The 21,376-nt window shown below is 62.2% G+C and carries 20 protein-coding genes; 5 read left to right on the top strand and 15 right to left on the bottom strand.

Features of this window, described 5'->3' with window-relative positions; translation table 11 throughout:
• Positions 1-16 precede the first annotated feature (16 nt).
• The 7 genes from ACTIGF_RS02050 to ACTIGF_RS02020 form a co-directional block, all read right to left on the bottom strand.
• Positions 17-931, bottom strand: coding sequence for an alpha/beta hydrolase (locus ACTIGF_RS02050; RefSeq protein ID WP_439635280.1), 915 nt, complete (start codon positions 929-931; stop codon positions 17-19).
• A 183-nt stretch (positions 932-1,114) separates the two neighbouring features.
• Positions 1,115-3,415, bottom strand: a complete 2,301-nt coding sequence (locus tag ACTIGF_RS02045; protein WP_439635279.1) for an ATP-dependent helicase — start codon at positions 3,413-3,415, stop codon at positions 1,115-1,117.
• Between the two features lie 85 nt (positions 3,416-3,500).
• Complete coding sequence (locus tag ACTIGF_RS02040) at positions 3,501-3,815, bottom strand: HigA family addiction module antitoxin (RefSeq protein WP_160092358.1); 315 nt, start codon at positions 3,813-3,815, stop codon at positions 3,501-3,503.
• Between the two features lie 11 nt (positions 3,816-3,826).
• Entirely contained in the window at positions 3,827-4,114 is a 288-nt protein-coding gene (locus ACTIGF_RS02035; protein ID WP_439635278.1) for a type II toxin-antitoxin system RelE/ParE family toxin, read from the bottom strand.
• Positions 4,115-4,154: 40 nt separating this feature from the next.
• Positions 4,155-5,807 (bottom strand): chloride channel protein, encoded by a 1,653-nt coding sequence (locus ACTIGF_RS02030; RefSeq protein WP_439635277.1) that lies wholly within the window; start codon positions 5,805-5,807, stop codon positions 4,155-4,157.
• Positions 5,808-5,849: 42 nt separating this feature from the next.
• Positions 5,850-6,068: a ribbon-helix-helix domain-containing protein gene (locus ACTIGF_RS02025; protein ID WP_439635276.1), complete on the bottom strand. Its 219-nt coding sequence runs from the start codon at positions 6,066-6,068 to the stop codon at positions 5,850-5,852.
• 5 nt (positions 6,069-6,073) lie between these two features.
• A complete protein-coding gene (locus ACTIGF_RS02020) occupies positions 6,074-7,174 on the bottom strand; it encodes an NADH:flavin oxidoreductase (protein WP_439635275.1) in 1,101 nt (366 codons plus the stop codon).
• A gap of 325 nt (positions 7,175-7,499) precedes the next feature.
• Between ACTIGF_RS02020 and ACTIGF_RS02015 the strand changes: the two genes are divergently transcribed.
• Complete coding sequence (locus ACTIGF_RS02015; RefSeq protein WP_439635274.1) at positions 7,500-9,611, top strand: TonB-dependent receptor; 2,112 nt, start codon at positions 7,500-7,502, stop codon at positions 9,609-9,611.
• Positions 9,612-9,748: 137 nt separating this feature from the next.
• On the top strand, positions 9,749-10,300 hold the full coding sequence (locus tag ACTIGF_RS02010; protein WP_439635273.1) for a CBS domain-containing protein: 552 nt from the start codon (positions 9,749-9,751) through the stop codon (positions 10,298-10,300).
• Between the two features lie 77 nt (positions 10,301-10,377).
• Here ACTIGF_RS02010 and ACTIGF_RS02005 read toward each other — a convergent pair whose 3' ends face one another.
• Positions 10,378-10,572, bottom strand: coding sequence for a DUF4169 family protein (locus tag ACTIGF_RS02005; protein WP_439635272.1), 195 nt, complete (start codon positions 10,570-10,572; stop codon positions 10,378-10,380).
• A gap of 49 nt (positions 10,573-10,621) precedes the next feature.
• The gene (gene fumC / locus ACTIGF_RS02000; protein ID WP_439635271.1) at positions 10,622-12,013 is read right to left on the bottom strand and encodes a class II fumarate hydratase; all 1,392 of its coding nucleotides are present in this window, start codon (positions 12,011-12,013) and stop codon (positions 10,622-10,624) included.
• A gap of 169 nt (positions 12,014-12,182) precedes the next feature.
• Between fumC and ACTIGF_RS01995 the strand changes: the two genes are divergently transcribed.
• On the top strand, positions 12,183-12,740 hold the full coding sequence (locus ACTIGF_RS01995; RefSeq protein ID WP_439635270.1) for a DUF6653 family protein: 558 nt from the start codon (positions 12,183-12,185) through the stop codon (positions 12,738-12,740).
• 88 nt (positions 12,741-12,828) lie between these two features.
• Complete coding sequence (locus ACTIGF_RS01990) at positions 12,829-13,188, top strand: RusA family crossover junction endodeoxyribonuclease (protein ID WP_439635269.1); 360 nt, start codon at positions 12,829-12,831, stop codon at positions 13,186-13,188.
• A gap of 57 nt (positions 13,189-13,245) precedes the next feature.
• On the opposite strand, the gene ACTIGF_RS01985 is transcribed toward ACTIGF_RS01990, so the two are convergent.
• The 6 genes from ACTIGF_RS01985 to ACTIGF_RS01960 all read right to left on the bottom strand — a co-directional run bounded on the left by ACTIGF_RS01985 (position 13,246) and on the right by ACTIGF_RS01960 (position 19,368).
• Entirely contained in the window at positions 13,246-14,457 is a 1,212-nt protein-coding gene (locus tag ACTIGF_RS01985) for an alginate export family protein (protein WP_439635268.1), read from the bottom strand.
• A gap of 177 nt (positions 14,458-14,634) precedes the next feature.
• Positions 14,635-15,288 carry a hypothetical protein gene (locus ACTIGF_RS01980; protein ID WP_439635267.1) on the bottom strand — a complete coding sequence of 218 codons (654 nt, stop codon included), beginning with the start codon at positions 15,286-15,288 and terminating at the stop codon, positions 14,635-14,637.
• A gap of 180 nt (positions 15,289-15,468) precedes the next feature.
• Positions 15,469-17,142 carry a methyl-accepting chemotaxis protein gene (locus ACTIGF_RS01975; RefSeq protein WP_439635266.1) on the bottom strand — a complete coding sequence of 558 codons (1,674 nt, stop codon included), beginning with the start codon at positions 17,140-17,142 and terminating at the stop codon, positions 15,469-15,471.
• Positions 17,143-17,265: 123 nt separating this feature from the next.
• On the bottom strand, positions 17,266-18,477 hold the full coding sequence (locus tag ACTIGF_RS01970) for an MFS transporter (RefSeq protein WP_439635265.1): 1,212 nt from the start codon (positions 18,475-18,477) through the stop codon (positions 17,266-17,268).
• Positions 18,470-18,913, bottom strand: a complete 444-nt coding sequence (locus ACTIGF_RS01965) for a PaaI family thioesterase (RefSeq protein WP_439635264.1) — start codon at positions 18,911-18,913, stop codon at positions 18,470-18,472. The genes ACTIGF_RS01970 and ACTIGF_RS01965 overlap by 8 nt, the downstream gene beginning before the upstream one ends.
• Entirely contained in the window at positions 18,910-19,368 is a 459-nt protein-coding gene (locus tag ACTIGF_RS01960; protein ID WP_439635263.1) for an SspB family protein, read from the bottom strand. Before ACTIGF_RS01960 ends, ACTIGF_RS01965 begins: the two co-directional genes overlap by 4 nt.
• Positions 19,369-19,734: 366 nt before the next feature.
• Here ACTIGF_RS01960 and ACTIGF_RS01955 point away from each other — a divergent pair, with 366 nt between their 5' ends.
• Positions 19,735-21,375, top strand: a complete 1,641-nt coding sequence (locus tag ACTIGF_RS01955) for an ATP-binding protein (protein WP_439635262.1) — start codon at positions 19,735-19,737, stop codon at positions 21,373-21,375.
• Position 21,376 lies beyond the last annotated feature (1 nt).

Raw genomic sequence — 21,376 nt, 5'->3', positions numbered from 1 at the left:
ACAGGAAGGGGTGAAATTACTCCCCCAGAAGCCGCTCAACCTCAGCCAAAATGATCTCCCAAGCGGGCGCGGTCGGGTCGATCAGCTCGAAATGCCCGGCGTTCTCCAGCGTGACTTCAGTGACGGTATCGCCCGCCGTTTGCGCCTCTTGCGCATAAGCCGCGCCAAACTGCGGCGGCACGATGGGGTCGAGCGCGCCTGAAATGATTACCTGCTCCACCTGCATCGGCAAATTCTGATCGGGTGAGGTGTCGGCATAGGGCGCGGCGCCGGGATGGCCGGCGATCAGCGCGTCCACGGTGTCGGGCTCGCCGCAGCGGCCGGGGCCTTCGGCGCGGTACAATTCAAGATCATTGATGCCCGCCAGCGTGATGACGCCATTGGGGGTGAACGGGTTCGGGACGGCCAGAGGACTGTCTGTGAGCTGGCCGCGCGCGGCGGCCCAGAGCGCCAGATGCCCGCCCGCGGAATGGCCCATCAGCACGGTGCGCTCAAGATCAATGGGATAGGTCTCCGCCAGCGTCCGCACATAATCGGTCGCCAGCGCCACACTCTCAAACGTGCCCGGATAGCCGCCTGTCTCATGGCCGAGGCGCGGATAGGTGAGGTTCCACACCGCGATGCCGCGCGCCTTGAGGTCCGCGTTCAGCTGGTCTTGAAGGATGGTGCCCGGAATGGCCGCCTGCCAGCAGCCGCCATGGATCATGATCACCAGCGGGAAGGGGCCGACGCCAGCGGTCTCACGATCAGGCAGCCACAGCTCGCCATACTGCTCCTCGCCGCTGCCGTATTCGATGCGGGCGTCAGCCGGCGCGCGCTCGCGGTCTAGCAAGTCCCGCCAGCTGATCGGGCGCGCGTCGGCGTGCGGGTCCTGCGCCAGCGTAGGCGCGGTGAGGAGGAGGGCGGCGGCGAGGCTGAGGGCGAGGCGCATGGGCGTATCCGGTTCTGTTTTCAGTATTCTAACCTGAAACCCCGGGCGAGATAGTCCACACCCGTCATCCCGGCCTTGAGCCGGGATCTACAGACGGCGTCGCTGTGATCAGAACAGAGTGGTTCCGGTAGATCCCGGATCGCTGCGCGTCCGGGATGACGATGTGTTTTCTCAAGGGGGAGCCTAAGGCGCCTCTTCAACAAAGCTCGCGACCACCTTCTTCAGGCCGGCTTTATCAAACGCCACGCTGAGCTTGGCGCCGTCGGCGGCTTTGACGGTGCCATAGCCGAATTTCTGGTGGAAGACGCGGTCGCCCGGTTTCCATTTGGAGGTTCCGCCCACCGAACTTGTATCGAGCAAGGTGGCCTGGCCCTCGATGACGCCGGGGTCGGGACGGCGACCCGCGGCCTTGCTGGCCTGAAAGCGTTTCCAGCCGGGGCTTTCATAGCTGGATTTGAAGGGGTCGGCGGCTTCCGCCACGCCTTCAAAGCCGGGACCGGCGTCGTAATAGCCGGTCTCTGATTGCGCCTCGCAATGCTCGGCGGGCATTTCATCGATAAAGCGGGAGGGCAGCACGGACTGCCAGCGACCGAAGATCATCCGGTTGGCGGTGAAGCTGATGATCGCGCGCTGGCGGGCGCGGGTGATGCCGACATAGGCGAGGCGGCGTTCTTCTTCCAAAGCCGCCGTGCCGCCTTCATCCATCGAGCGTTGGGAGGGAAAGACGGTTTCTTCCCAGCCCGGCAGGAAGACCAGCGGAAATTCGAGGCCTTTGGCGGCGTGCAGCGTCATGATGGAGACCTCGTCGCCATCCTCTTTACGATCCGCGTCAGAAACGAGCGCGATGTGTTCGAGGAAGGCTTCCAGGCTGTCAAACTCGCCCATGGAGCGGACGAATTCCTTGAGGTTGTCGAGCCGGCCTGCGGCTTGCGGGCTCTTGTCCTCGCGCCACATGGCCGTATAGCCGCTTTCATCGAGGATCACTTCAGCCAGCTCGTCATGGCGCATGGTCTCGGACAGCTCGGCCCAGCGATCGAGATCGCGCAGAAAGGCGATCAGCCCGGTGCGGCCCTTGCCCCGGATCTCATCGGTCTGGGTCATCAGGCGCGCGGCGGCGGCCATGGACACTTCGGCGCCGCGGGCGGCCATGGCGATCTTCTGAACCGAGGTGTCGCCCACGCCGCGCTTGGGCGTGTTCACCACGCGCTCAAACGCCAGATCATCATCCAGGCTGCGCACCAGCCGCAGATAGGCGAGGGCGTCGCGGATCTCGGCGCGCTCGAAAAAGCGCGGTCCGCCGATCACCTTGTAAGGCAGCCCCAACATGATGAAACGGTCTTCAAACGCCCGCATCTGCCAGGAGGCGCGCACCAGAACAGCGATGTCGGAATGCTGGCCGCCAGAGCGCACATGGCCCTCGATCTCGTCGGCGACGAAGCGCGCTTCGGCCTCGCCATCCCAGAGGCCGGACACCTGGACTTTCTGGCCGGGATCATCCTCGGTCCACAGGGTCTTTCCCAGCCGCGCCTTGTTGGCCGTGATCAGGCCCGCCGCCGCGCCCAGGATATGGCCCGTCGAGCGGTAATTACGTTCCAGCCGGATCACTGTCGCGCCGGGGAAATCCTGTTCAAAGCGCAGAATGTTGTCCACTTCCGCGCCACGCCAGCCATAGATCGACTGGTCGTCATCACCCACGCAGCACACATTGCCCGAGCCGCGCGCCAGAAGGCGCAGCCACAGATACTGAGCGACGTTGGTGTCTTGATACTCGTCCACCAGCAGATAGCGGAATTTCCTGTGATAGTCGGCCAGCACATCGTCATGGGTCTGAAAGATCGTGATGTTGTGCAGCAGCAGATCGCCGAAATCACACGCGTTCAGGACGCTCAAGCGGTCCTGATAGAGCTTGTAGAGCTTTTGTGCCTTGCCGTCGGCGAAGCTCCACTTGTCCTCTTCGGGGATGCGTTCTGGCGTCTGGGCGCGGTTCTTCCAGCCATCGATCAGGCTGGCCAGATGGCGCGGCGTCCAGCGCTTGATGTCGATGCCTTCCGCTTCAAGGATCTGCTTCAGAAGGCGCAGCTGGTCGTCGGTGTCGAGGATCGTGAAGCTTGATTTCAGGCCCACCAGCTCGGCATGGCGGCGCAGGATCTGCGCGGCGATGGAGTGAAAGGTCCCCAGCCAGGGCAGACCCTCGACCTGTTCGCCGATGATCGCGCCGACACGGGTCTTCATCTCGCGGGCGGCCTTGTTGGTGAAGGTCACCGAAAGAATGTTCCAGGGCTGCGCCTTGCCGGTGGCCAGGATATGCGCGAGCCGCGTCGTCAGAACACGCGTCTTTCCGGTGCCTGCGCCCGCCAGCACCAGCACGGCGCCGTCAATCGCCTCGACCGCGGCGCGCTGTTCAGGGTTCAACCCGTCCAGATAGGCCGCGTCGGCGCGCGGCGCCCGTGGGGCCGCCTGCTGGGAAAGGGGAACAGAGGACATGACGCACGCTTTCGCAGATCGATTCGCTAAGGAGAACGAAACTAGCACATCCGCTTGCAATGCGTAGGGGCGGCGATGTCATCTCTCAGGCGGACAGGCGCTCGACTTCCGCCTCGATGTCGGACCAGCGACCGGCGCGCAGTTGGGCCAGATCATAGGCCTGCTGAAGGTTCAGCCAGAATTGCGCCGAGGTTCCGAAGGCTGCGGCCAGCCGTACGGCCAGCTCGGTGGAGACAGACTGCTTGCCCGCCACGAACCGCGACAGGTTGGCCGCGCTGATATTAAGCGCGGTCGCGGCCCGGCGCATGGACAAGCCCAGTGGCTCAAGGAATTCCTCAGCCAGATACTCTCCGGGGTGAACGGTCAGCCCTGTGACCAGGGGGGCGTCAATCTTGGTCATTTCAGTCCTCCCTAATGGTAATCGGTGACGGTGACGTCTTCTGGGCCTTGCGCCGTCCACACAAAGCAGACGCGCCATTGATCATTGACCCGGATCGAATGCTGCCCTGCGCGGTCGCCTTTCAGGGCTTCCAGCCGATTGCCGGGCGGCGCCTTCAGATCTTCCAGAGCTGTTGCAGCATGAAGCGCCAGGAACTTGCGGGCTACAACACGCTGCACATCCGCCCAGCTGCAGCCTTTCGGAAGCTTGCCGGTCAGAAAGAAGCTTCGGCTCGCCTTGTCCGCAAAGCTCTGGATCATGATGTAACGTAGTGCGTAACGCGCAACAAATCAAGCCGCGTTAGCGATGCTCTTCCTCGTGCCGCGCCTGCAGCGCGGCGGCGTAGGCGGCGTGGGCGTCGGCCTTGGTGATGTAGCCCACAATGGGCTGGTCGCCATGACGGGAGCGGACCTGGGCGCCGTCGAGTTTTTCCGCCGAGAAGAACCCCATCACCCGGCCTAGATAATCATCGTCATAGACGCAGGATTCATCGAGCTCGCCGGCGGTGTCATGGCTGTCGAGCGGGGTCATGATGTCGCGCGCGCGAATGGTCTGCAGGATGACGCGGGCATCGCCCTGGGTGAGGTCGAAACCGTGCCGCTCCACCTGTTTGTGAAAGAAGCTGCCCTTGGTGACAGACGTGGTGATCACGCTCGCCAGCGACACGCAGACCAATAGCGCGATCGAGGCTTCATAGCTGGCGGTCAGCTCAAACACGATCAGCGTGGTCGATAGCGGCGCGCCCAGCACCGCCCCGCCGACTGCGCCCATGCCGATCACGGCGAAATAGGCCGAGCCGGCGCTGTCTGTCCCAAGCCAGGGCGCAATCAGCGCGCCATAAAGCGCGCCCAGCATCGCGCCGAGATAGAGCGAGGGCGCAAACACGCCGCCGCCGAACCGGAACGCCATGGTGGCCATGGTCGCGATCAGTTTCAGCACAATCAGTGCCGTCAGCGTGGCGATGGCGTAGCCGCCCGCCAACGCGATGGAGGTCGCTTCATACCCCACGCCCAGCACTTCCGGCGCGAGAACGCCCAGAACGCCAATGATCAATCCCCCGAAAGGCGGCAGCAGCCACAGCGGGACCGACAGGGCCTGCGCGCGGATCGCTAAAAGGCGCGGCGCGTTGAAGGACAGCAGGATACAGGCGATGGCCACGCCCGCAGACGCCAACCCCAAGGGGATGATGGCGATGAAGTCCGTCAGGGTGGCGGGGGGAATCTCAGGCACGATGAAGGCCGGGCTAGCGCCGAAATGGATGCGCGACAGGATCGCCCCGATCACGCTGGAGGCCGCGACAGGGCCGATCGATCGCAAGGCGTAATGGCCCAGCACCACCTCGAACGCGAACAACGCCCCGGCGACAGGCGCGTTAAAGCTGGCGGCCACCGCCGCCGATGCGCCGCAGGCCAGCATGATCCGCGCGCCCCGCGCTGGCAGGTTTAGCGGACGGCTGAGAAAGCTGGCGAGGGACGCGCCCAGATGCACGGACGGGCCTTCGCGGCCGGTTGAACCGCCAGCGCCGATGGAGACGGCGTGAACCAGCGCGGACCAGATGCTGGGCATCAGGGCCATCTTTCCGCCTTGCGCGGCGCGGGCTTCCATCACATCGGCCACGCCTTCGGCCCGGACTTCAGGCAGCCATTGGGTTTTCAGTCCCACATACAATAACAGCGACACGATGCAGCCGCCCGCCACGGGCGCCAGAATGACGTGATGGATCGGCAGGCCCGAAGCGGTGCTTGCCAGTCGTTCGGAGAATTCGCCAAAGGCGACGAGTTGCACCGACTGGATCACCAGACGCAATCCGATGGCGGCGTAGCCCGCGACCACGCCGACCACCAGCGCCAGCAGCCAGAGCGCCGGAGAGCGCCCATCGGCGAAGCTGTTCTTGAGATAGCGGAGAATCTTGTCCAGTGGCGACAGGGGCGGCGGATTGATGGCGGTGCTCATACCATCTTCAAACCCCTCACAGGCTATGGCGTCAACTGCGGATCAATCCTGACCTGCGCTGAGCGCGCGGTTGAGCGCCCAGACGCGGCAGGCGCTCGACAGGGGCTGGTCGGGCTCGCGCGTCTCGTCAATCGAGGTCACGAGCCCGGCCAGGGATCCGCCGGTAACGCTCAGCTGCTTGTCGATCACGGACCAGAATTCCGGCTCAAGCGCCAGAGAAGTCGCGTGTCCTTTCAAGGTGACTGAACGTTTCTTGAGCATGGTGTCTAGGCCAGTTCTTTCAGCGCTTCGGCGTTGAAATCTTCAAGTTCGTCAAAGCGGCCGTCCTTGACCTTGCGCGCCCAGGCGTAATCAGAGAGCAGCGCGCGGCCGACGCCGACCAGCTCGAATTCACCCGCGTCCAGACGTTCGATCAGCTTGTCGAGGCCGGACTTTTCAGAGGCTTCCCCCATAAACGCGCCAATGAAGTCACTATTGAGGCCAACTGATCCCACTGTGATGGCAGGCTTGCCGGTGAGTTTCTTCGTCCAGCCGGCGAGATTGAGGTCAGAGCCGTCAAACTCGGGCAGCCAGAAGCGGCGCGTGGAGGCGTGGAAGATATCAACGCCTGCCTCTGCCAGCGGCGCCAGGAAAGCTTCAAGCTCGGCCGGGGTCTGCGCCAGCTTCGCGTTATAGTCTTGCTGCTTCCATTGCGAGTAACGCAGGATGACAGGAAGGTCGGCGGGGATGCGCGCGCGGACGGCGCGGATGATCTCTTGCGCGAATTCGGTGCGCGAAATCATGTCGCCGCCGTACTTGTCGTCGCGCTGGTTCATGCCTTCCCAGAAGAACTGGTCGATCAGATAGCCGTGCGCACCGTGCAGCTCGATGGCGTCAAAGCCGATCTTGGCGGCGTTTTCCGCCGCTTCTGCAAAAGCGCGAACGGTGTCGTCAATGTCAGCCTGGGTCATCGGCTCGCCGACTTTCTTGCCGCCGGGCATGATGCCGGACGGGCTGTCGGACGGCGCGTCAGGGTGCGGGCCGGTGCCGGGCTTGCGCGCCAGTCCCACATGCCAGAGCTGGGGCGCGATCTTGCCGCCCTTGGCGTGAACCGCGTCCACAACCTTTTTCCAGCCCGCGAGGGCCTCGTCCGTGTGGAAGTTCGGGATCGCAGGATCAAAACTGGCGCCGGGGCGGTCGACGGTCGTGCCTTCGGTGATGATCAGGCCCACATCATTGGCCGCACGGCGCTCGTAATAGCCCACCACGTCATCATTGGGCACGCCGCCCGGACTTTTGGAGCGGGTCATGGGCGCCATGACGATGCGGTTTTTCAAAGACAGCGAGCCAAGCTCGAACGGTTGGTAGAGGGCGTCTGTGTTGAGCATTGGGATCCCCTGAATGCACGAAATTACCGGACCCAGTTGGATATGTCGCGCGCGACAATCAAGGCGCAATTTTGAATGGGCTTATGCCTTCTTCTGCTCAAACAGCATATTCTTCAGGTATTTCAGAGCAATACGCAGATATGCCTAGGGTGCAGCTTTCTGCGCTGACCGGTGGGCCCGCTCTGAATATGGGCGGCGGACGCCTGTAGTTGCGACTGATAATGAGATTGATTATCGAAGTTCTGCCCCTATAACTCAGGCCTGAACGCAACGCATTCTCAATTTCAAATCGGACCTGCCCAGCATGTTGAATTCGAGTGCGCGGATGATGACCGCGCTTGCCGCCTTCTTCACCCTCGGAACGGCGCCCGTCTGGGCGACGGAGACGACCGAGCAGGCCGCCGTCGACACCATCACGGTGACGGGCCGCTTCCTGTCGATTGACCAACTGAACGCGGTGAAGACCCCGACGCCGGTGCTGGACGTGCCGCAAAGCCTGTCCATCGTCACCCGCGCTCAGCTTGATGATCAGGCCTTCAGCTCCATCGCAGACATTCTGCGCTATACGCCGGGCCTGGCCGTCAGCCAGGGCGAGGGGCATCGCGACGCCATCATCATTCGCGGCAATCAGAGCACGGCGGACTTCTTCCTCGACGGCCTGCGCGACGATGTTCAGTACTACCGCCCGCTTTATAATCTCGAACAGGTCGAGATTTTGCGCGGCGCCAATGCGCTTCTGTTCGGCCGCGGCGGCGGCGGCGGCGTGGTCAACCGCGTCACCAAGACCGCGCAGCTGGACGAGAATTTCGGCGGCCTGACCTCAAGCCTGGATACCTTCGGCGCTTACCAGGTGTCAGGCGATGTGAACTCGGTTCTGTCTGACACCGTGGCCTTCCGGGTCAATGTGTTCGGCGAGCATCAGGAAAACCATCGCGACGTGTTTGAAGGCGACCGGTTTGCGGTCAATCCGACCTTTACCGTGGATCTGGGCGATCAGACCCAGGCCGTGTTCAGCTATGAATATGTCAATGATGACCGCGTGGTGGACCGCGGCGTGCCGTCCGTCACGGTCGTGGGTGGCCCGGACGTGCCGCTGGACGGGTATCGCGACACCTTCTTCGGATCCGCCGATGGCAACTACACCACGCTGGAAGCCAGCATCTTCCGCACGCGGCTGGATCACACCTTCTCCGATACGCTGCGCGGCAATGTGACGATCCAGTACGCCGATTACGACAAATACTATCAGAACATCTATGCGGCCGGCTTTGAGGCCGACGATAATCCGCCACAACTGACCCTGGACGGCTATGCGGATGAGACTGCGCGTCAGAACTTCATCGCCCAGGGCAATCTGGTGGGTGAGTTTGAAACCGGTCCGTTCAGCCACACCGTCTTGCTGGGTATCGAATATGGAGATCAGTCCACCAGCAACGCCCGCATCGACAACACGTTTGCGACCAGCAATGACGACCGGGACACTATCGACTTCTCCACGCCGATCTCGGTGCCGGACTATGCGTTCGTGGATACGCTGCGCGATCGCGAATCTGACGTACAGTTCGCCTCGCTGTACCTGCAGGACCAGATTGATCTGACCGCGCAGCTCAAGCTGGTGCTGGGCCTGCGCTTTGACCGGTTTGACGTGGACGTGCTCGACCGGGAAGCAGTGTCGGCGACTGATGACGGCCGCCGCGGCCGGGTGGACGAGGAAGTTTCTCCACGTCTGGGCCTGATCTACAAGCCGGCGGAGAACGTCTCGGTTTACGCCAGCTATGCGGAATCCTACCTGCCGAGCGCCGGGGATCAGTTCCTGACGCTGACCCGATCGACGCCCACAAGCACCGGCACTGAAGACATCCAGCCCCAGCGTTTCGAAAACACCGAAGTGGGTTTGAAATGGGATTTCACTCGCAATCTCAGCCTGACCACGGCGCTGTTCCGCGTCGAGCGTGGCCTGTTCACCTCTGTGGATCCCAACAATGTGTCCCAGGTGATCACCATTCCGGGCAGTGTGACAGACGGGTTTGAAGTCCAGCTCACCGGTCAGCTGACCGAGGCCTGGACGGTGAACGCCGGCTATAGCTATCTCGACAGCACGATTGATGGCGGCGGTTTTGACGGCAATCGCACCTTGCAGACGCCTGAGCACATGATTTCGATCTGGAATGAGTATCAGGCCACCGACCAGCTCGCCCTGGCGCTCGGCGTGACCTATCAGGACAGCTATTTCGTGCGCGAGGACAATGCGGTTGAAGTGCCTGACTACACCCGCGTTGACGCAGCGGTGTTCTATGATCTGTCAGATCAGACGCGTCTGCAGCTCAATATCGAGAACCTGCTCGATGAGGAGTATTTCCCCGACGCGCATTCCAACGACAATATCTCGACCGGCAAGCCGCTGAATGCGCGGATCACGATCCGCCATCGCTTCTAGGCTCTCAAGCTGACAGATATGGGAAGAACCAAGGCGGTGGAGCATGGCTTCACCGCCTTTTCTCCATCGAGGCAAGTTCGCCGCGACTGGAGGTCGCACTAGGTGATGTCGAGAGCTATCTTGAAGGAGACGCGATCATGACATCCGCCCCGACCCAGAACGCCCGCCATGGCCTGCGTTTGCGCGACCGGCCTGAATTCTCGCGCAAGACGGCGCCGCTGACCATGTCGGCGACTTCCATGGCCAAGGATGCGGTCGCTGAAATGGCCGCGCGCAATTTCGGCTCCGTCATCATCGTGGACTCCGAGAACAAGGTCGAAGGCGTGGTGACCGAGCGCGATATCCTGCGCCGCCTGGTCAATGAAGGCCGTGATCCCGCGAAGACGCCATTGTCCGACATCATGACCGCCAACCCGCGCACCGCGCAGGCCGATGACGACATGCTCGAATGGCTGCGCATGATGAGCAATGAGCGCTTTCGCCGCTTGCCCGTGGTCGACGAGGACGGCCGCCTGATCCAGGTGCTCACCCAGGGCGATTTCGTCAGCTATACATGGCCGGATCTGCTCAGCCAGGCGTCCTCGCTGGGCAAGGCGACGGTGATGCGCAACTTCCCTCTGGTGCTGATCGGCGCCGGCATATTGATCTATCCGCTGATCCTGGCGTTGGCGCTGGGCGCGTTCGGATAGGCGAGGGATCGCCTTACGCTGTTCCAGAAACGGCACGTCCCGTAATGAAAACGGCGGCTCATCGAGCCGCCGTTTTTCTAGGTCTCGGAGCCTTTGTCCGTATCCCGCTTGTGCGCCTCCAGCGCCGCCTTGCGCTTGGCTTCACGCGCCTGCTCAAGATCGCGCTGAGCCTTGGGCGTTCCAAACTGGACGCGATTGACCTCGGCCTGCTTGGCCTTGTCTTCGCGTGCTTTGCGTTTGCGGACCTGACGCAGATTGATCGGCTGGGTCATGGGAGCCTCCAGGCTCCGCCGCCGAAGCGGCGGAGCAGGGTGTTCGGCCTTATTTCGGGCCGATCATGTCTTCAGGGCGCACCACGCGGTCAAACTCCTCCTCGGTGACGAAGCCGAGTTTGACGGCTTCCTCGCGCAGGGTGGTGCCGTTCTCGTGGGCGGTCTTGGCGACCTTGGTGGCGTTGTCATAGCCGATGGTGGGCGCCAGGGCGGTCACAAGCATCAGCGAGCGTTCCATGATGTCGGCGATGCGCTGCTCATTGGCCTCGATCCCCACCACGCAATTGTCGGTGAAGGACTGGCAGGCGTCCGCGATCAGCTGGGCGCTGGTCAAAACGTTATAGGACATCATCGGCTTGAAGACGTTGAGCTGGAACTGGCCCTGGCTGCCGGCGAAGGTGACCGCCGTGTTGTGGCCCATCACCTGGGCGCAGACCATGGTCATGGCTTCGCACTGGGTGGGGTTCACCTTGCCCGGCATGATCGAGGAGCCCGGCTCGTTCGCCGGCAGGGAGATCTCGCCGATGCCGCAGCGCGGGCCGGAGCCCAACAGGCGGATGTCATTGGCGATCTTGAACAGCGACACCGCCGCGGAGTTGAGCGCGCCGTGCGCCTCGACCATGGCGTCCTTGGTGGACAACGCCTCGAACTTGTTCGGCGCCGTGATGAAGGGCAGCTCGGTCAGCTCCGCCACTTGCTCGGCGAAGGCGTCGGCGAACCCCACTTTGGCGTTCAGCCCGGTGCCCACCGCGGTGCCGCCCTGAGCCAGCTCGTACAGAGCGGGCAGGGTGGCTTCGACGCGGCGGATGGCGTTGTCGAGCATGTGCACATAGGCGGAGAATTCCTGGCCCAGGGTCAGCGGCGTCGCGTCCATCAGGTGCGTGCGGCCGATCTTGATGATGTCCTTGAAAGCTTCGGACTTGTCATTGAGCGCGTCGCGCAGCGTCTCGAGCGCGGGGACCAGCGTATGCACGAACACTTCCGCCGACGCGATGTGCATGGCGGTGGGGAAGGTGTCGTTGGACGATTGCGACCGGTTCACATGGTCATTGGGGTGGACCGGGTCTTTCGAGCCCACTTCGCCGCCCAGCATCTGGATGGCGCGGTTGGAGATGACCTCGTTGGCGTTCATGTTCGACTGGGTGCCAGACCCTGTCTGCCACACCACCAGCGGGAAATGATCGTTGAGCTTGCCTTCCGCCACTTCCAGCGCGGCGGCGGCGATGGCGTCGCCCAGTTTCGGATCAAGATTGTCGAGCGCCATGTTCGCCTTGGCGGCGCAATGCTTGACCACGCCGAGCGCGCGGATCAGCGGCAGGGGCTGGGTCTGGCCGCCGATCTTGAAGTTCATCAGCGAGCGCGCGGTCTGCGCCCCCCACAGCTTGTCGGCGGGAACTTCGAGGGGGCCGAAAGAATCGGTTTCAACGCGCATCTCGGTCATCGGTCTTTCTCCAGTTCGGCAAGGGCCTTGTATGGGGCGTCTATAGGCCCGCACAGCAAAGACAGGCAAGCCGCAGCGTGGCGGAGCGCCGTCAAATCTGCACCTGATTGAACCGTTTGTGACCGGACCCGCACCTGTAAGGAGAGCCTGATGCTTCAAGGAGAATGATATGGATGCGTTTCAAGGGGCGGCCCGACTGATCGGAATGGATGATGCGGTCTGGGCCAAACACGCCCATCCGTTGAGCGTGTGGAGCCGGATGCTGGCCGCGCCAGTCATCTTCTTGTGTCTGTGGAGCCCGGTCTGGATCGGCTGGTACGGGGCGGGGCTCATCGCCATGGCGCTGGTGTGGATGTGGATCAATCCGCGTCTGTGTCCGCCACCGAAGACCGGGCGCAGCTGGGCCAGCAAGGGCGTGATCGGCGAGCGCATCTTCATCAACCGCAAGGCTGTTCCCGTGCCCGAAGGCTATAAGCGCGCCGCCTTTCTGACCTCGGGGCTGTCCGCTCTTTTCATGCTGGGCTTTGTGTACGCCTATTATAGACTGGATGTCCTGGCGGCGGCTTTGGCCTGGCATGGCTCAGCGGTGGCGAAATACTGGTTCGTGGACCGGATGGCGATGCTCACCGACACCATGGCGGACGCACATCCAGCTTATGCAGCCTGGCTTGCCGGTGACTGGAGCGCGACGCCTGAAGATGAGGCTGCGTCTGGCGAATCGCCATAAAGAGCGGGGGTGTAAACGGTTCCAGCTCCCGCTTCACAGTTTCGCCGCTGGAGACATGGAACCAGATCGATTGAGTGGGAGAGGGAAAGTGCAAGCATCCGCCACTGAAGGCTCGCTGAATGTGCGTGTGGACGCGCCGACCTCGCAATCGCGTCAGTTCAAGGATCTGATCGCCGCCTATTTCCGCACCGAGTTCAAGCGCGTGGGACCCCGATACGGCGCGTTTGAAATCGAGATCGAAATCGAACACGGCCCAGACAGCCCGGTTCATGACGTGGACAGTGTGGCCCGGGTCGTGGTCGAGGCCTTGACCGGCATTGTTTTTCACGATGACAGCCAGGTCCAGCGTCTGCATGTGGAGAAGACGACGGGTGAGCGCGACCGCGTGAAAGTGCGTGCGCGGCCGATTGGCGATCTGTTCGAAGAGACGCACGCGGACGCCGCCTGAAACGAAAAACGCCAGGGCCGGAGCCCTGGCGTTGCTGACTAGGTATGACGCGGCAGCCTAGAATTTATAGCCCAGCGTGACCCAGAACTTGGTCTTGTCCGCAGGGGCGTAGCTGGCGTCGGGGCCGTCATAATCGGCCATCTGCACCGACAGCGACACATTGTTCGCAAAGCTGAGATTGACATAGGCGTCCAGCTCTTCACCCAGGTCATTGCTGGTGTTCTCAGAGCTGAAATCCCGCCAGATCAGGCCGGCGCGCCAGCCTTCAATGGCGGAAGAGTCCACGCTGGCGCCATAGCTGACCTCGACATGGAAATCTTCCAGGCCGTCCGCCGGCGCGGCGCGGCCGCCGCCGTGGAAGACATCCGCCCAGCCGGCGGTGCCGTGATTGGCGGCCAGCGGGTTGGCGAAGGCGACATTGCCGTCACCTGAGACCACGTCATACCCAAGCGCGAGGCGAGCGCCGCCATAGGCAAACGCGACGCCGCTATCCACCAGCGTATTGTCAAAGCTTGCGGTGGCAGACCCGGAATCATTTTGCGCCGCGACCAGCAGATCATAGCTGACGCCGATTTCGCCCAGATCGGTCGAGCCGGTCACGCGTGCGCCATAGGTGGTGTTGGACAGGTTTTCGCGGCCAGCTTCGGGGATGTCGATCAGATAGACGAAGCCGGAGACCTTGAAAGCGTCGCTGGCGTTATAGCTGGCGTGGAAGAGGTGGGCGTCGGTGTCCCAGTCAAAATCGGTGTCCGGCCCGCGGTTCAGTTGCCAATGGTAGACATAGCTGGCTTCAAAGGCGCCATTTTCATAGCTGACCATCGCGGCGTCATGGGAGTTCTTGTCCTGACGCCAGCCGGGGGAGCCGATGATGCGGTTGCCGTCAAAGCCGAGATACTGACGGCCGACGGTGAATGACAGCGCGTCGTTCGGCGCGAATGTCAGCTGGGCGCGATTGAGCTCGGTGAAGTCAGGGTCGTTGATCGTCGCGAACTGGGGCCGCGGATCAAAACTGGTGTTCCGGTCATCGCCAGAGAGCGTGATGTTGTTCTCAGCTTCCGCCAGGAAGGTGAAGCGCTCGTCCGCAGGTTTGAAGCGCACGCCGACCCGGCTGCGCAGAGTGAGGGAGTCCGCATCCAGCTTGCCGGTCTGCTCGACCGTCTCGTATCGAGCGCGAAAATCGCCGAAGACTTCAGCAGACTGGGCTAGGGCGGCCTGGGGAACCAGAGCCACACCTGCGCCAAGCAGCAGGGAGAGTTCATAAGATTTCATGTCCAGCCCCATGGGTCGCAAACTAAAAAATATTTGGCGGCCCGAGTTGGGGCGGCCTGTGTCTGGAGCCATTAAGGATAAAAATGCTTCAAGTTTGGTTAGTCAGGTGTTCAGAACAAATGCACGACTTCCCCTGGACTGGGGATTTTGTGGCGGGCTGGGCTTTCAAAAAGGGGTCTACTCGGCGATCTGAGCGGCGCTGAGTTGTGGGCGCGCTGATTTGAGCGCGCTGTAGATCAATCCCAAGACCGCAAGGACAGCCAGGATGTTGATGATCCAGGACAGCACACGCAGTCGACCCGCCATGGCGGACGAGATGGCGGGTGCGTTGGAGAGAGTTTCATTGATTTCAGTAATTTGCGCGCGCATCTGAGTGTCCAGCCGGGTCATCGCCAAGGCCTGGTCCTGAACTGCCGAGGCTGAACGATCTGTATCCAGACGTGCAGCTTGCAGGGTCAGGCTGCGAATGGCGGGAAGGGCCTGCTCCAGGGCGTCGAGGGGCGCTTCAAGATTTGAGCGCGGTGTCGCCAGAGCGCTCATGGCGTCCACGCCGGCTTCGTATTCTTCAAGATTGATCAGCACAGCCTGCATCCGCAACTGGGACGGGGCGCTGATCATCGCGTGTGCGTCGCGCATCAGAGAGCTGAGCTCTTTGTCGAGGGTCGAGGCGGCGTAGATGCGCTCGATGGTAAGCCGTGACTGGGTTTCAAACTGTCGAAGGGACGCACCGATCACGATGCTGGCCACGGCATAAATCAGCAAGAGCAGCAGGGCGAGACTTGGCAGCGCCTTACCTGCGGCGGGAGAAAGAGCAGACTTCAAGGCAGGCATGGCGAGACCTCCGCTGAGATGCATGCTTCCCGTAAACCGGGAACACGCGTTCGCATTTCCCCTAAACTGATACCGACTTGATTAATGCATCCTTAAGCGTGTGCCTGAATCCCCAAAGGGGGATCGTGGACAAAAAAAAGGGGCGCATGCGCGCCCCTTTTCAACCCTATCTGAGGTGCGTTACGAAGCGCGCATGGTCTGCACGAAGCTTTCGAACTCTTCTTTCCAGGCCTCGTGACGGTCCGCCATTTCCTGGGCGGCGGACAACACGGATTTGGAGATCTCGTCGGTCTGGTGAGTGAACTCCACCACTTTCGCCACGCTGGAGGCGGCGTCGCTGGAGCCTGAATCCGCGCGCTGGGCGGATTCTGCGATCTCGGTGGTCGCGACGCGTTGCTGATCGATCGCGGCTGCACAACTGGTGGCCAGTTCGCCCAGCTGACGCACGGCCTGCAAGGTGCGGTCCGTGGACGCCGCCGTTTTTTCGGAGGCGGATTGAATGGCGTTGATCTGCGCGGAAATTTGCTGGGTTGCGCTGCTGGTCTGCTCGGCCAGTTCCTTGACCTCGCTGGCCACAACCGCGAAGCCCTTGCCCGCCTCGCCGGCGCGCGCCGCTTCGATGGTGGCGTTCAGCGCCAGTAGGTTGGTCTGGTCCGCGATCGTTTCGATCAGGGTGACGATCTCGCCGATGGCCTGAGCGGCTTCGGACAATTGAGTCACCACGGTCGAGCTTTGTTCGGTTTCCGAGCTCGCCTCATTGGACAGTTCGCTGGTGCGGGTGACCTGCTCGGAGACTTCGCGGATCGACGCCGCCAGTTCTTCAGAGGCCGCCGCCACCGCCTGGATGCCGGACGCCGCAGCGCCCGAGGCGGTTTGGGCGTCACGCGACAGGCCGGAGGCTTCGCTGGACGAGCTTTGCATTTGAGACGCGGAGGACGACAATTGCTGAGAGGCCGCCATCACCGAGCTCAGAAGTTCGGTGGAGCTGGTTTCAAAGCGCAGCACTGCATCCTCGATATCCTTCTGGCGCTCAAGACGTTGAGACGCCTCACTGGCCTGATTGGCGTGGATCTGGTCTGCGTTGCTCAGGGCTTCTTGCAAGGTCGCGATCGCGCGGCCGAGATCGCCGAACACATCCTTGCGGGACGTCTCGGAGATCGTCATGTCGCGTTCGCCGTCCGCCAGCTTGCCGACCAGAGACTGGATCGAGCTGACGGAGCGCCGAATGCTGCCGCCGATGACCTGGGTCATGGCCATCAGGCCCGCCGCCGTCAGGATCAGGGCGATCAGGCTGACCCATTGCGAAGCGGTCGCCATCTGGTCGCGGCTGGCCCAGGCGGCTTCCAACAGCGCGCGCTCGCCGTCACGGACCACTTCGATATTGGTGTCCATCCGGTCGTCATAGACAGCCAGTTCATCAATGAAGCGCTGCATTTCGATGTCGGAATAGCCGGCGATGTTCGCCGCGGCGCCCTCGATCAGTGCGTTCAGGCCCGGCACGTCCGCCCGGATTGCGGTAAGCGCGGCCTGGAATTGAGGGTCGGTGACAATCCCTTCCACATCGGACAAGGCGGTTTCAAAATCTGCGAGATTTCCCAGCGCTGCATCCCGGCGTTCAGCCGTGGGCGAGCTCGCCATCAGATATGTGTCGCGCAAAAGCGAGGTGAGATCTTTCTCAAGACCGCTGGCTGCGACCAGGTTTTCTGTGGCGTGGGTCGCGCGATTGTCTGCCTGTTGGCTGAACATGCCTGTGACGAAGTTCGCGCCGACATAACTCAGCATCAGAACAATCGACGCCCCGGCGATCATGCGAAGGCGGGTTGTCATGGAGAACTGATCTAGCTGCTGGATCATGGTTTGCCCCCTAGCTGGCTGCATGATTACGCGATCTTTCCTCAACCCTAGCGGTAGGGAGCGCAATCCTTAACTATGCTTAGCCATTTGCGCGTTAATATATGTTTGCGCATACGGTCGATTTCATCGTCGACCGCCAGCCATTTTCACGGCGTCGCCCTGACGTCTCAGGCTGAGCATCGCCCAGACGCCCACCATCGGGCCAAGCGCCAGCGGCCAGAAGGCGAACCTCCATCCCGTATAATCCGCCCAGACGGGAAGAAGCTGAACCGTGATCAGCGTCAGGGCGAACCCCAGAGCGGTTTGCAAGGTCAGGATGGAGCCCGCCTTGTCCGGCGGCGCCAGCTCGGCGGCGGCGGCGGAAAATTGCGCGGAGTCCGCAATCACGGTGACGCCGTATATGACAAGCAGGCCGATCATCAGCGCGGCAGGGCCAGACCAGGCCCAGGCGCTGAGCAGGGCGCACGCGCCGCTGAGGGCCATGGCGACGCTCGTCACCAGCGTGCGGCCGACCCGATCCGCGATCCAGCCCGCTCCCAGCGCTCCCAAAGCGCCGACGCCCACAATGACAAAGGTCGTGACCGGAACCGAGACGGATGCAGAGAGGGCGTTCTGCTCAGCCCAGACGGCGAGAAAAACGCCGACCCAGGCCCAGAAGGCATACAGCTCCCACATATGGCCCAGATAGCCCAGATTGACCCGGGCCAGCGCCGGATCGGTGAGGCTGAGCCTTATGGCGCGTGGATCAAACCGGGCGGCGCGTTTGAAGGCGGGGCCTGCACGGGCGCACAGAATCAAGACAGCGCTTGCAAGCGCCGCCAGGCCAGACAGGGCGAAGGGCGCGCGCCAACCCAGACTATCGGTGACCACAGGCGCCAGATGCGGGCTGGCCGAACCCAGTGTCAGAGCCCCGACCAGCAATCCGATCAGCAGTCCTGTATCGCCTTTGGCCCAGCTGGCGGCGAGTTTCATGCCCACGGGATAGACGAAGGCCAGGGCCGCGCCCGCCCCCAGCCGCGTTACGGGCATCAGAAGAGAGCCGGGCTCCAGCAGGACGGCGGCTCCGCTCATCAAGGCGGCGACGCTCGCGCCGGCTGCGAAGACGTGCCGGGCGTCATATCGGTCCGCCACGCCCAGAACGGCGCTGGTCAGAGCGCCGAGAACAAATCCGAGCTGGACGGCGCTGGAGAGGGCGGCGCCGGCGAAAGGGCTCAAGGCGCCGGTGTCTTGCAGGCCGGGAAGGGCGGCGGCGCCCGCGAACCAGACCGACAACGCCAGCACCTGAGACAGGGCGATCAGCGCCAGATGACGCGGTTTGCCGGATAGGTCAGCCATGCTCGAAGGGGCGCAGCGCCGCAGTGGCGGTCGCTGTTGCGCACAAGACGCCGTCGGAATTCCACAGCCAGCCTTCGGTAAAGGCGACGCTGGAGCCCAGCCGCACCACCTGGCCGCGCGCTCGCGCGCGATCCGTCATCAAGGGGCGCAGAAAGCTGGTTTTCATTTCCAGCGTGGGCACGGCGGCTTTCAGGTCGCCGGCGATGAAGGCGGACAGGCTCATCGCTTCATCAAGAAAGCCGGATACGATGCCGCCCTGAATGGAGCCGTTCGGATTGAGGAATTCCGGCCGGGCTTCAAACCAGGCCTCCACCCAGTGCGCGTCCGGGTCGAGATCAATCAGCGAAAAACCAAAATGCCGGGTGGCCGCAGGCAAGTGAGCGGGGTCAGAGAACAGCGCCGTCAGCTCGTCCCGACGCGATGGGGACGCGCTCACTCCTTGTTCCGGAACGCTTCGAGGCTGACCACGGTGCCTTCATGGACTTCATCATCATCAGACCCATTGCCCGGCGTATCGCCGGGGGCGGGTGACGCGTAGTCAAAATGAAGCCGGAAGCCCACGCTGGGATCGTGAAAGCGGGTCACCGCGCGCCAGGGAACCTTGAGGTATTTCGGAACGCCGCCGAACTTCAGCGTGACTTCAAACCCGACGTCATCAATTTCCAGGTCCCAGAACTGATGCTCCAGGACAATGGTCATCTCTTCTGGATAGGCGCTGGCCAGGGATTCATCGATATCGCAGCCTGGATCGGTCGTGCGAAAGGTGATGTAAAAATGGTGCGCCCCCGGAAGGCCGTCACCCGCCGCCCGTTCAAGAGACTTTCGAACCACGTCGCGCAAAGCATCCTGTGCGAGCCGTTCATATTGCATCAGGTCTTTCGTCACCTGCATCGCCCTTTCCCAGCCGCGGCAATCAGTCACGAAGCGTACTTGTTCCCAGCGGTGCGTCAATCGGTCGTGGCGGTCGGACTCACCTGTGCGGCGCCCGCCTCAATGCGTCATGCACACGGCGAGGCGTCGGTCTTCAGGGCGCGCCTCACCTGAATAAGATTTTCGCAACCAAACCCTAAGGTCTTTGGTGTATTGTCTTCGCATCATCGACGACGTCAGGCCCGTGGACGGGACTGGATGGTGGGGAGACTTTGGATGCGAGCTGCACTTAGGCGCTATTGGCCGTCGTCGGAGGCGACTGAGCCTTTAACCGTAGCCTCTGCCCGTGTGTTGTCGGTCTTCTGTGTGCTTGGCGGGCTGAGCTGCTTGGCCGTCAACATCATCAATCTGCAGTTTCTTCCCGACTACGCCTTTGAAATAATGATGGGTACGGGTGTGTCTCTTCTCGTGCTGGCGGGTCCCTACCTGGTCAATGGACGGTCGAATTACCAGCTTCGGATGCGTATCGTCGGCGTGACCTTCGTGTTGTTTCTGGGCTTGCTGTCGCTGCTGAATGGCCAGTTGGTCAACGTCAACAATCTGGGCCTGGTGCCGGCGGTGTTGACGTTTTGCCTGGTGCTGGGGGTGCTGGACGGTCTGATGATCGCCCTGTTCAGCATTGGTGTTTACACGGCGACCTATTTCATGACGCGGTTAGGCGGTGACGCCAATCTGTCTCTGGATACGCTCTACACCGGTCTGGTCCTGTCTCAGGTGTTTGTGTTTGTGACCGCGGGCTTTTTCCGCGCCAGCATGATGACCGCCGTGGCGGCGCTGGAGGCGGAAAAGCAAAAGGCGGAGCAGGCCAATCAGGCGAAATCCCACTTCCTGGCCAATATGAGCCATGAAATTCGGACGCCGCTGAATGGCGTTCTGGGCATGACAGCGGTTCTGGCCTTGTCCAGGCTTGATGATCGTCAGCGCAAGGCGGTCGAGGTGATCCGCACCTCGGGCGATCATTTGCTCTCGACGCTCAATGACATACTCGACCTGGCCAAGATTGACGCAGGCCAGATGGACGTTGAAACCGTGGAATTCACCCTGGGCGAGGTCGCTGAGCAGATTGAGTCGCTTTATGCGCCCCAGGCTGAAGAGGCCAGTCTCAGCTTCTCCCTGCGCTATGAAAACGGCGTGAGCGCACAGAGCTTGCGCGTCGGGGACCCGACACGTCTCAGCCAGATCGTTCATAACCTTGTGTCGAACGCCATCAAGTTCACGCGCAAGGGCGGCGTGCGCCTTATTTTCTCTCAGGATGACGCGACCGACGAGTTGATCTTGCGGGTGCGCGACACGGGTTGCGGGATGACGTCCTCACAACTTGATCGCGTTTTCCTGCCTTTCACCCAGGCGGATGCGTCCACATCACGTGAATATGGCGGCACGGGTCTGGGCCTGTCGATCGTCAAGCGTTTGCTGGAAATCATGAAGGGCCGCATTGACGTGGAAAGCGAGCCCGATGTCGGCACGCTGTTCACCGTCCATCTGCCGTTTCGCTCGACCAACACGCAAGACCCTCACGCCGCGATCAGAAATGAGTGTGATTGCGATGGTTTGATCCCCAAAGGACTGAAAGTGCTCGTGGTCGACGACTGCGAAACCAATCAGGCCGTCGCCGCGGGCTTGTTGCGGGCGTGCGATGTCGACGTGGTTCTGGCCGACAGCGGCGAGGCGGCGCTGACACAGACCCAGACGCATGATTTTGATCTGGTGCTTCTGGATATCCGCATGCCCGGGCGCGATGGCGTACAGGTGTTTGGCGATATGAAGTCGGCGCGCCAGAAAGACGGCCGCACACTACCTCCAGTGATCGCAATGACCGCCAACATCATGGCCCATCAGGTGGAGGGCTATATCGAAGCCGGCTTCTCCGACACTCTGGCCAAGCCCTTGCGGCAGGATGTGTTGATGCAGGCGGTGTCTGACGCCCTTGCCGAACAGAGCGCCGCGATGCGAGCCCGGTCCGCCTAGG

Origin of the sequence: Oceanicaulis sp. (assembly GCF_051859625.1) — a bacterium.
In the GTDB taxonomy this organism is placed as follows: Bacteria; Pseudomonadota; Alphaproteobacteria; order Caulobacterales; family Maricaulaceae; genus Oceanicaulis.
Note: the sequence above shows the minus strand (reverse complement) of the source record. Positions and strands in the feature narration are given on the sequence as shown.

Bases quoted from the DNA above. Each gene is read 5' to 3' on its own strand.
- ACTIGF_RS02050 (WP_439635280.1), bottom strand. From the start codon at position 931: ATGCGCCTCGCCCTCAGCCTCGCCGCCGCCCTCCTCCTCACCGCGCCT.
- ACTIGF_RS02045 (WP_439635279.1), bottom strand. From the start codon at position 3,415: ATGTCCTCTGTTCCCCTTTCCCAGCAGGCGGCCCCACGGGCGCCGCGC.
- ACTIGF_RS02040 (WP_160092358.1), bottom strand. From the start codon at position 3,815: ATGACCAAGATTGACGCCCCCCTGGTCACAGGGCTGACCGTTCACCCC.
- ACTIGF_RS02035 (WP_439635278.1), bottom strand. From the start codon at position 4,114: ATGATCCAGAGCTTTGCGGACAAGGCGAGCCGAAGCTTCTTTCTGACC.
- ACTIGF_RS02030 (WP_439635277.1), bottom strand. From the start codon at position 5,807: ATGAGCACCGCCATCAATCCGCCGCCCCTGTCGCCACTGGACAAGATT.
- ACTIGF_RS02025 (WP_439635276.1), bottom strand. From the start codon at position 6,068: ATGCTCAAGAAACGTTCAGTCACCTTGAAAGGACACGCGACTTCTCTG.
- ACTIGF_RS02020 (WP_439635275.1), bottom strand. From the start codon at position 7,174: ATGCTCAACACAGACGCCCTCTACCAACCGTTCGAGCTTGGCTCGCTG.
- ACTIGF_RS02015 (WP_439635274.1), top strand. From the start codon at position 7,500: ATGATGACCGCGCTTGCCGCCTTCTTCACCCTCGGAACGGCGCCCGTC.
- ACTIGF_RS02010 (WP_439635273.1), top strand. From the start codon at position 9,749: ATGACATCCGCCCCGACCCAGAACGCCCGCCATGGCCTGCGTTTGCGC.
- ACTIGF_RS02005 (WP_439635272.1), bottom strand. From the start codon at position 10,572: ATGACCCAGCCGATCAATCTGCGTCAGGTCCGCAAACGCAAAGCACGC.
- fumC (WP_439635271.1), bottom strand. From the start codon at position 12,013: ATGACCGAGATGCGCGTTGAAACCGATTCTTTCGGCCCCCTCGAAGTT.
- ACTIGF_RS01995 (WP_439635270.1), top strand. From the start codon at position 12,183: ATGGATGCGTTTCAAGGGGCGGCCCGACTGATCGGAATGGATGATGCG.
- ACTIGF_RS01985 (WP_439635268.1), bottom strand. From the start codon at position 14,457: ATGAAATCTTATGAACTCTCCCTGCTGCTTGGCGCAGGTGTGGCTCTG.
- ACTIGF_RS01980 (WP_439635267.1), bottom strand. From the start codon at position 15,288: ATGCCTGCCTTGAAGTCTGCTCTTTCTCCCGCCGCAGGTAAGGCGCTG.
- ACTIGF_RS01975 (WP_439635266.1), bottom strand. From the start codon at position 17,142: ATGATCCAGCAGCTAGATCAGTTCTCCATGACAACCCGCCTTCGCATG.
- ACTIGF_RS01970 (WP_439635265.1), bottom strand. From the start codon at position 18,477: ATGGCTGACCTATCCGGCAAACCGCGTCATCTGGCGCTGATCGCCCTG.
- ACTIGF_RS01960 (WP_439635263.1), bottom strand. From the start codon at position 19,368: ATGCAGGTGACGAAAGACCTGATGCAATATGAACGGCTCGCACAGGAT.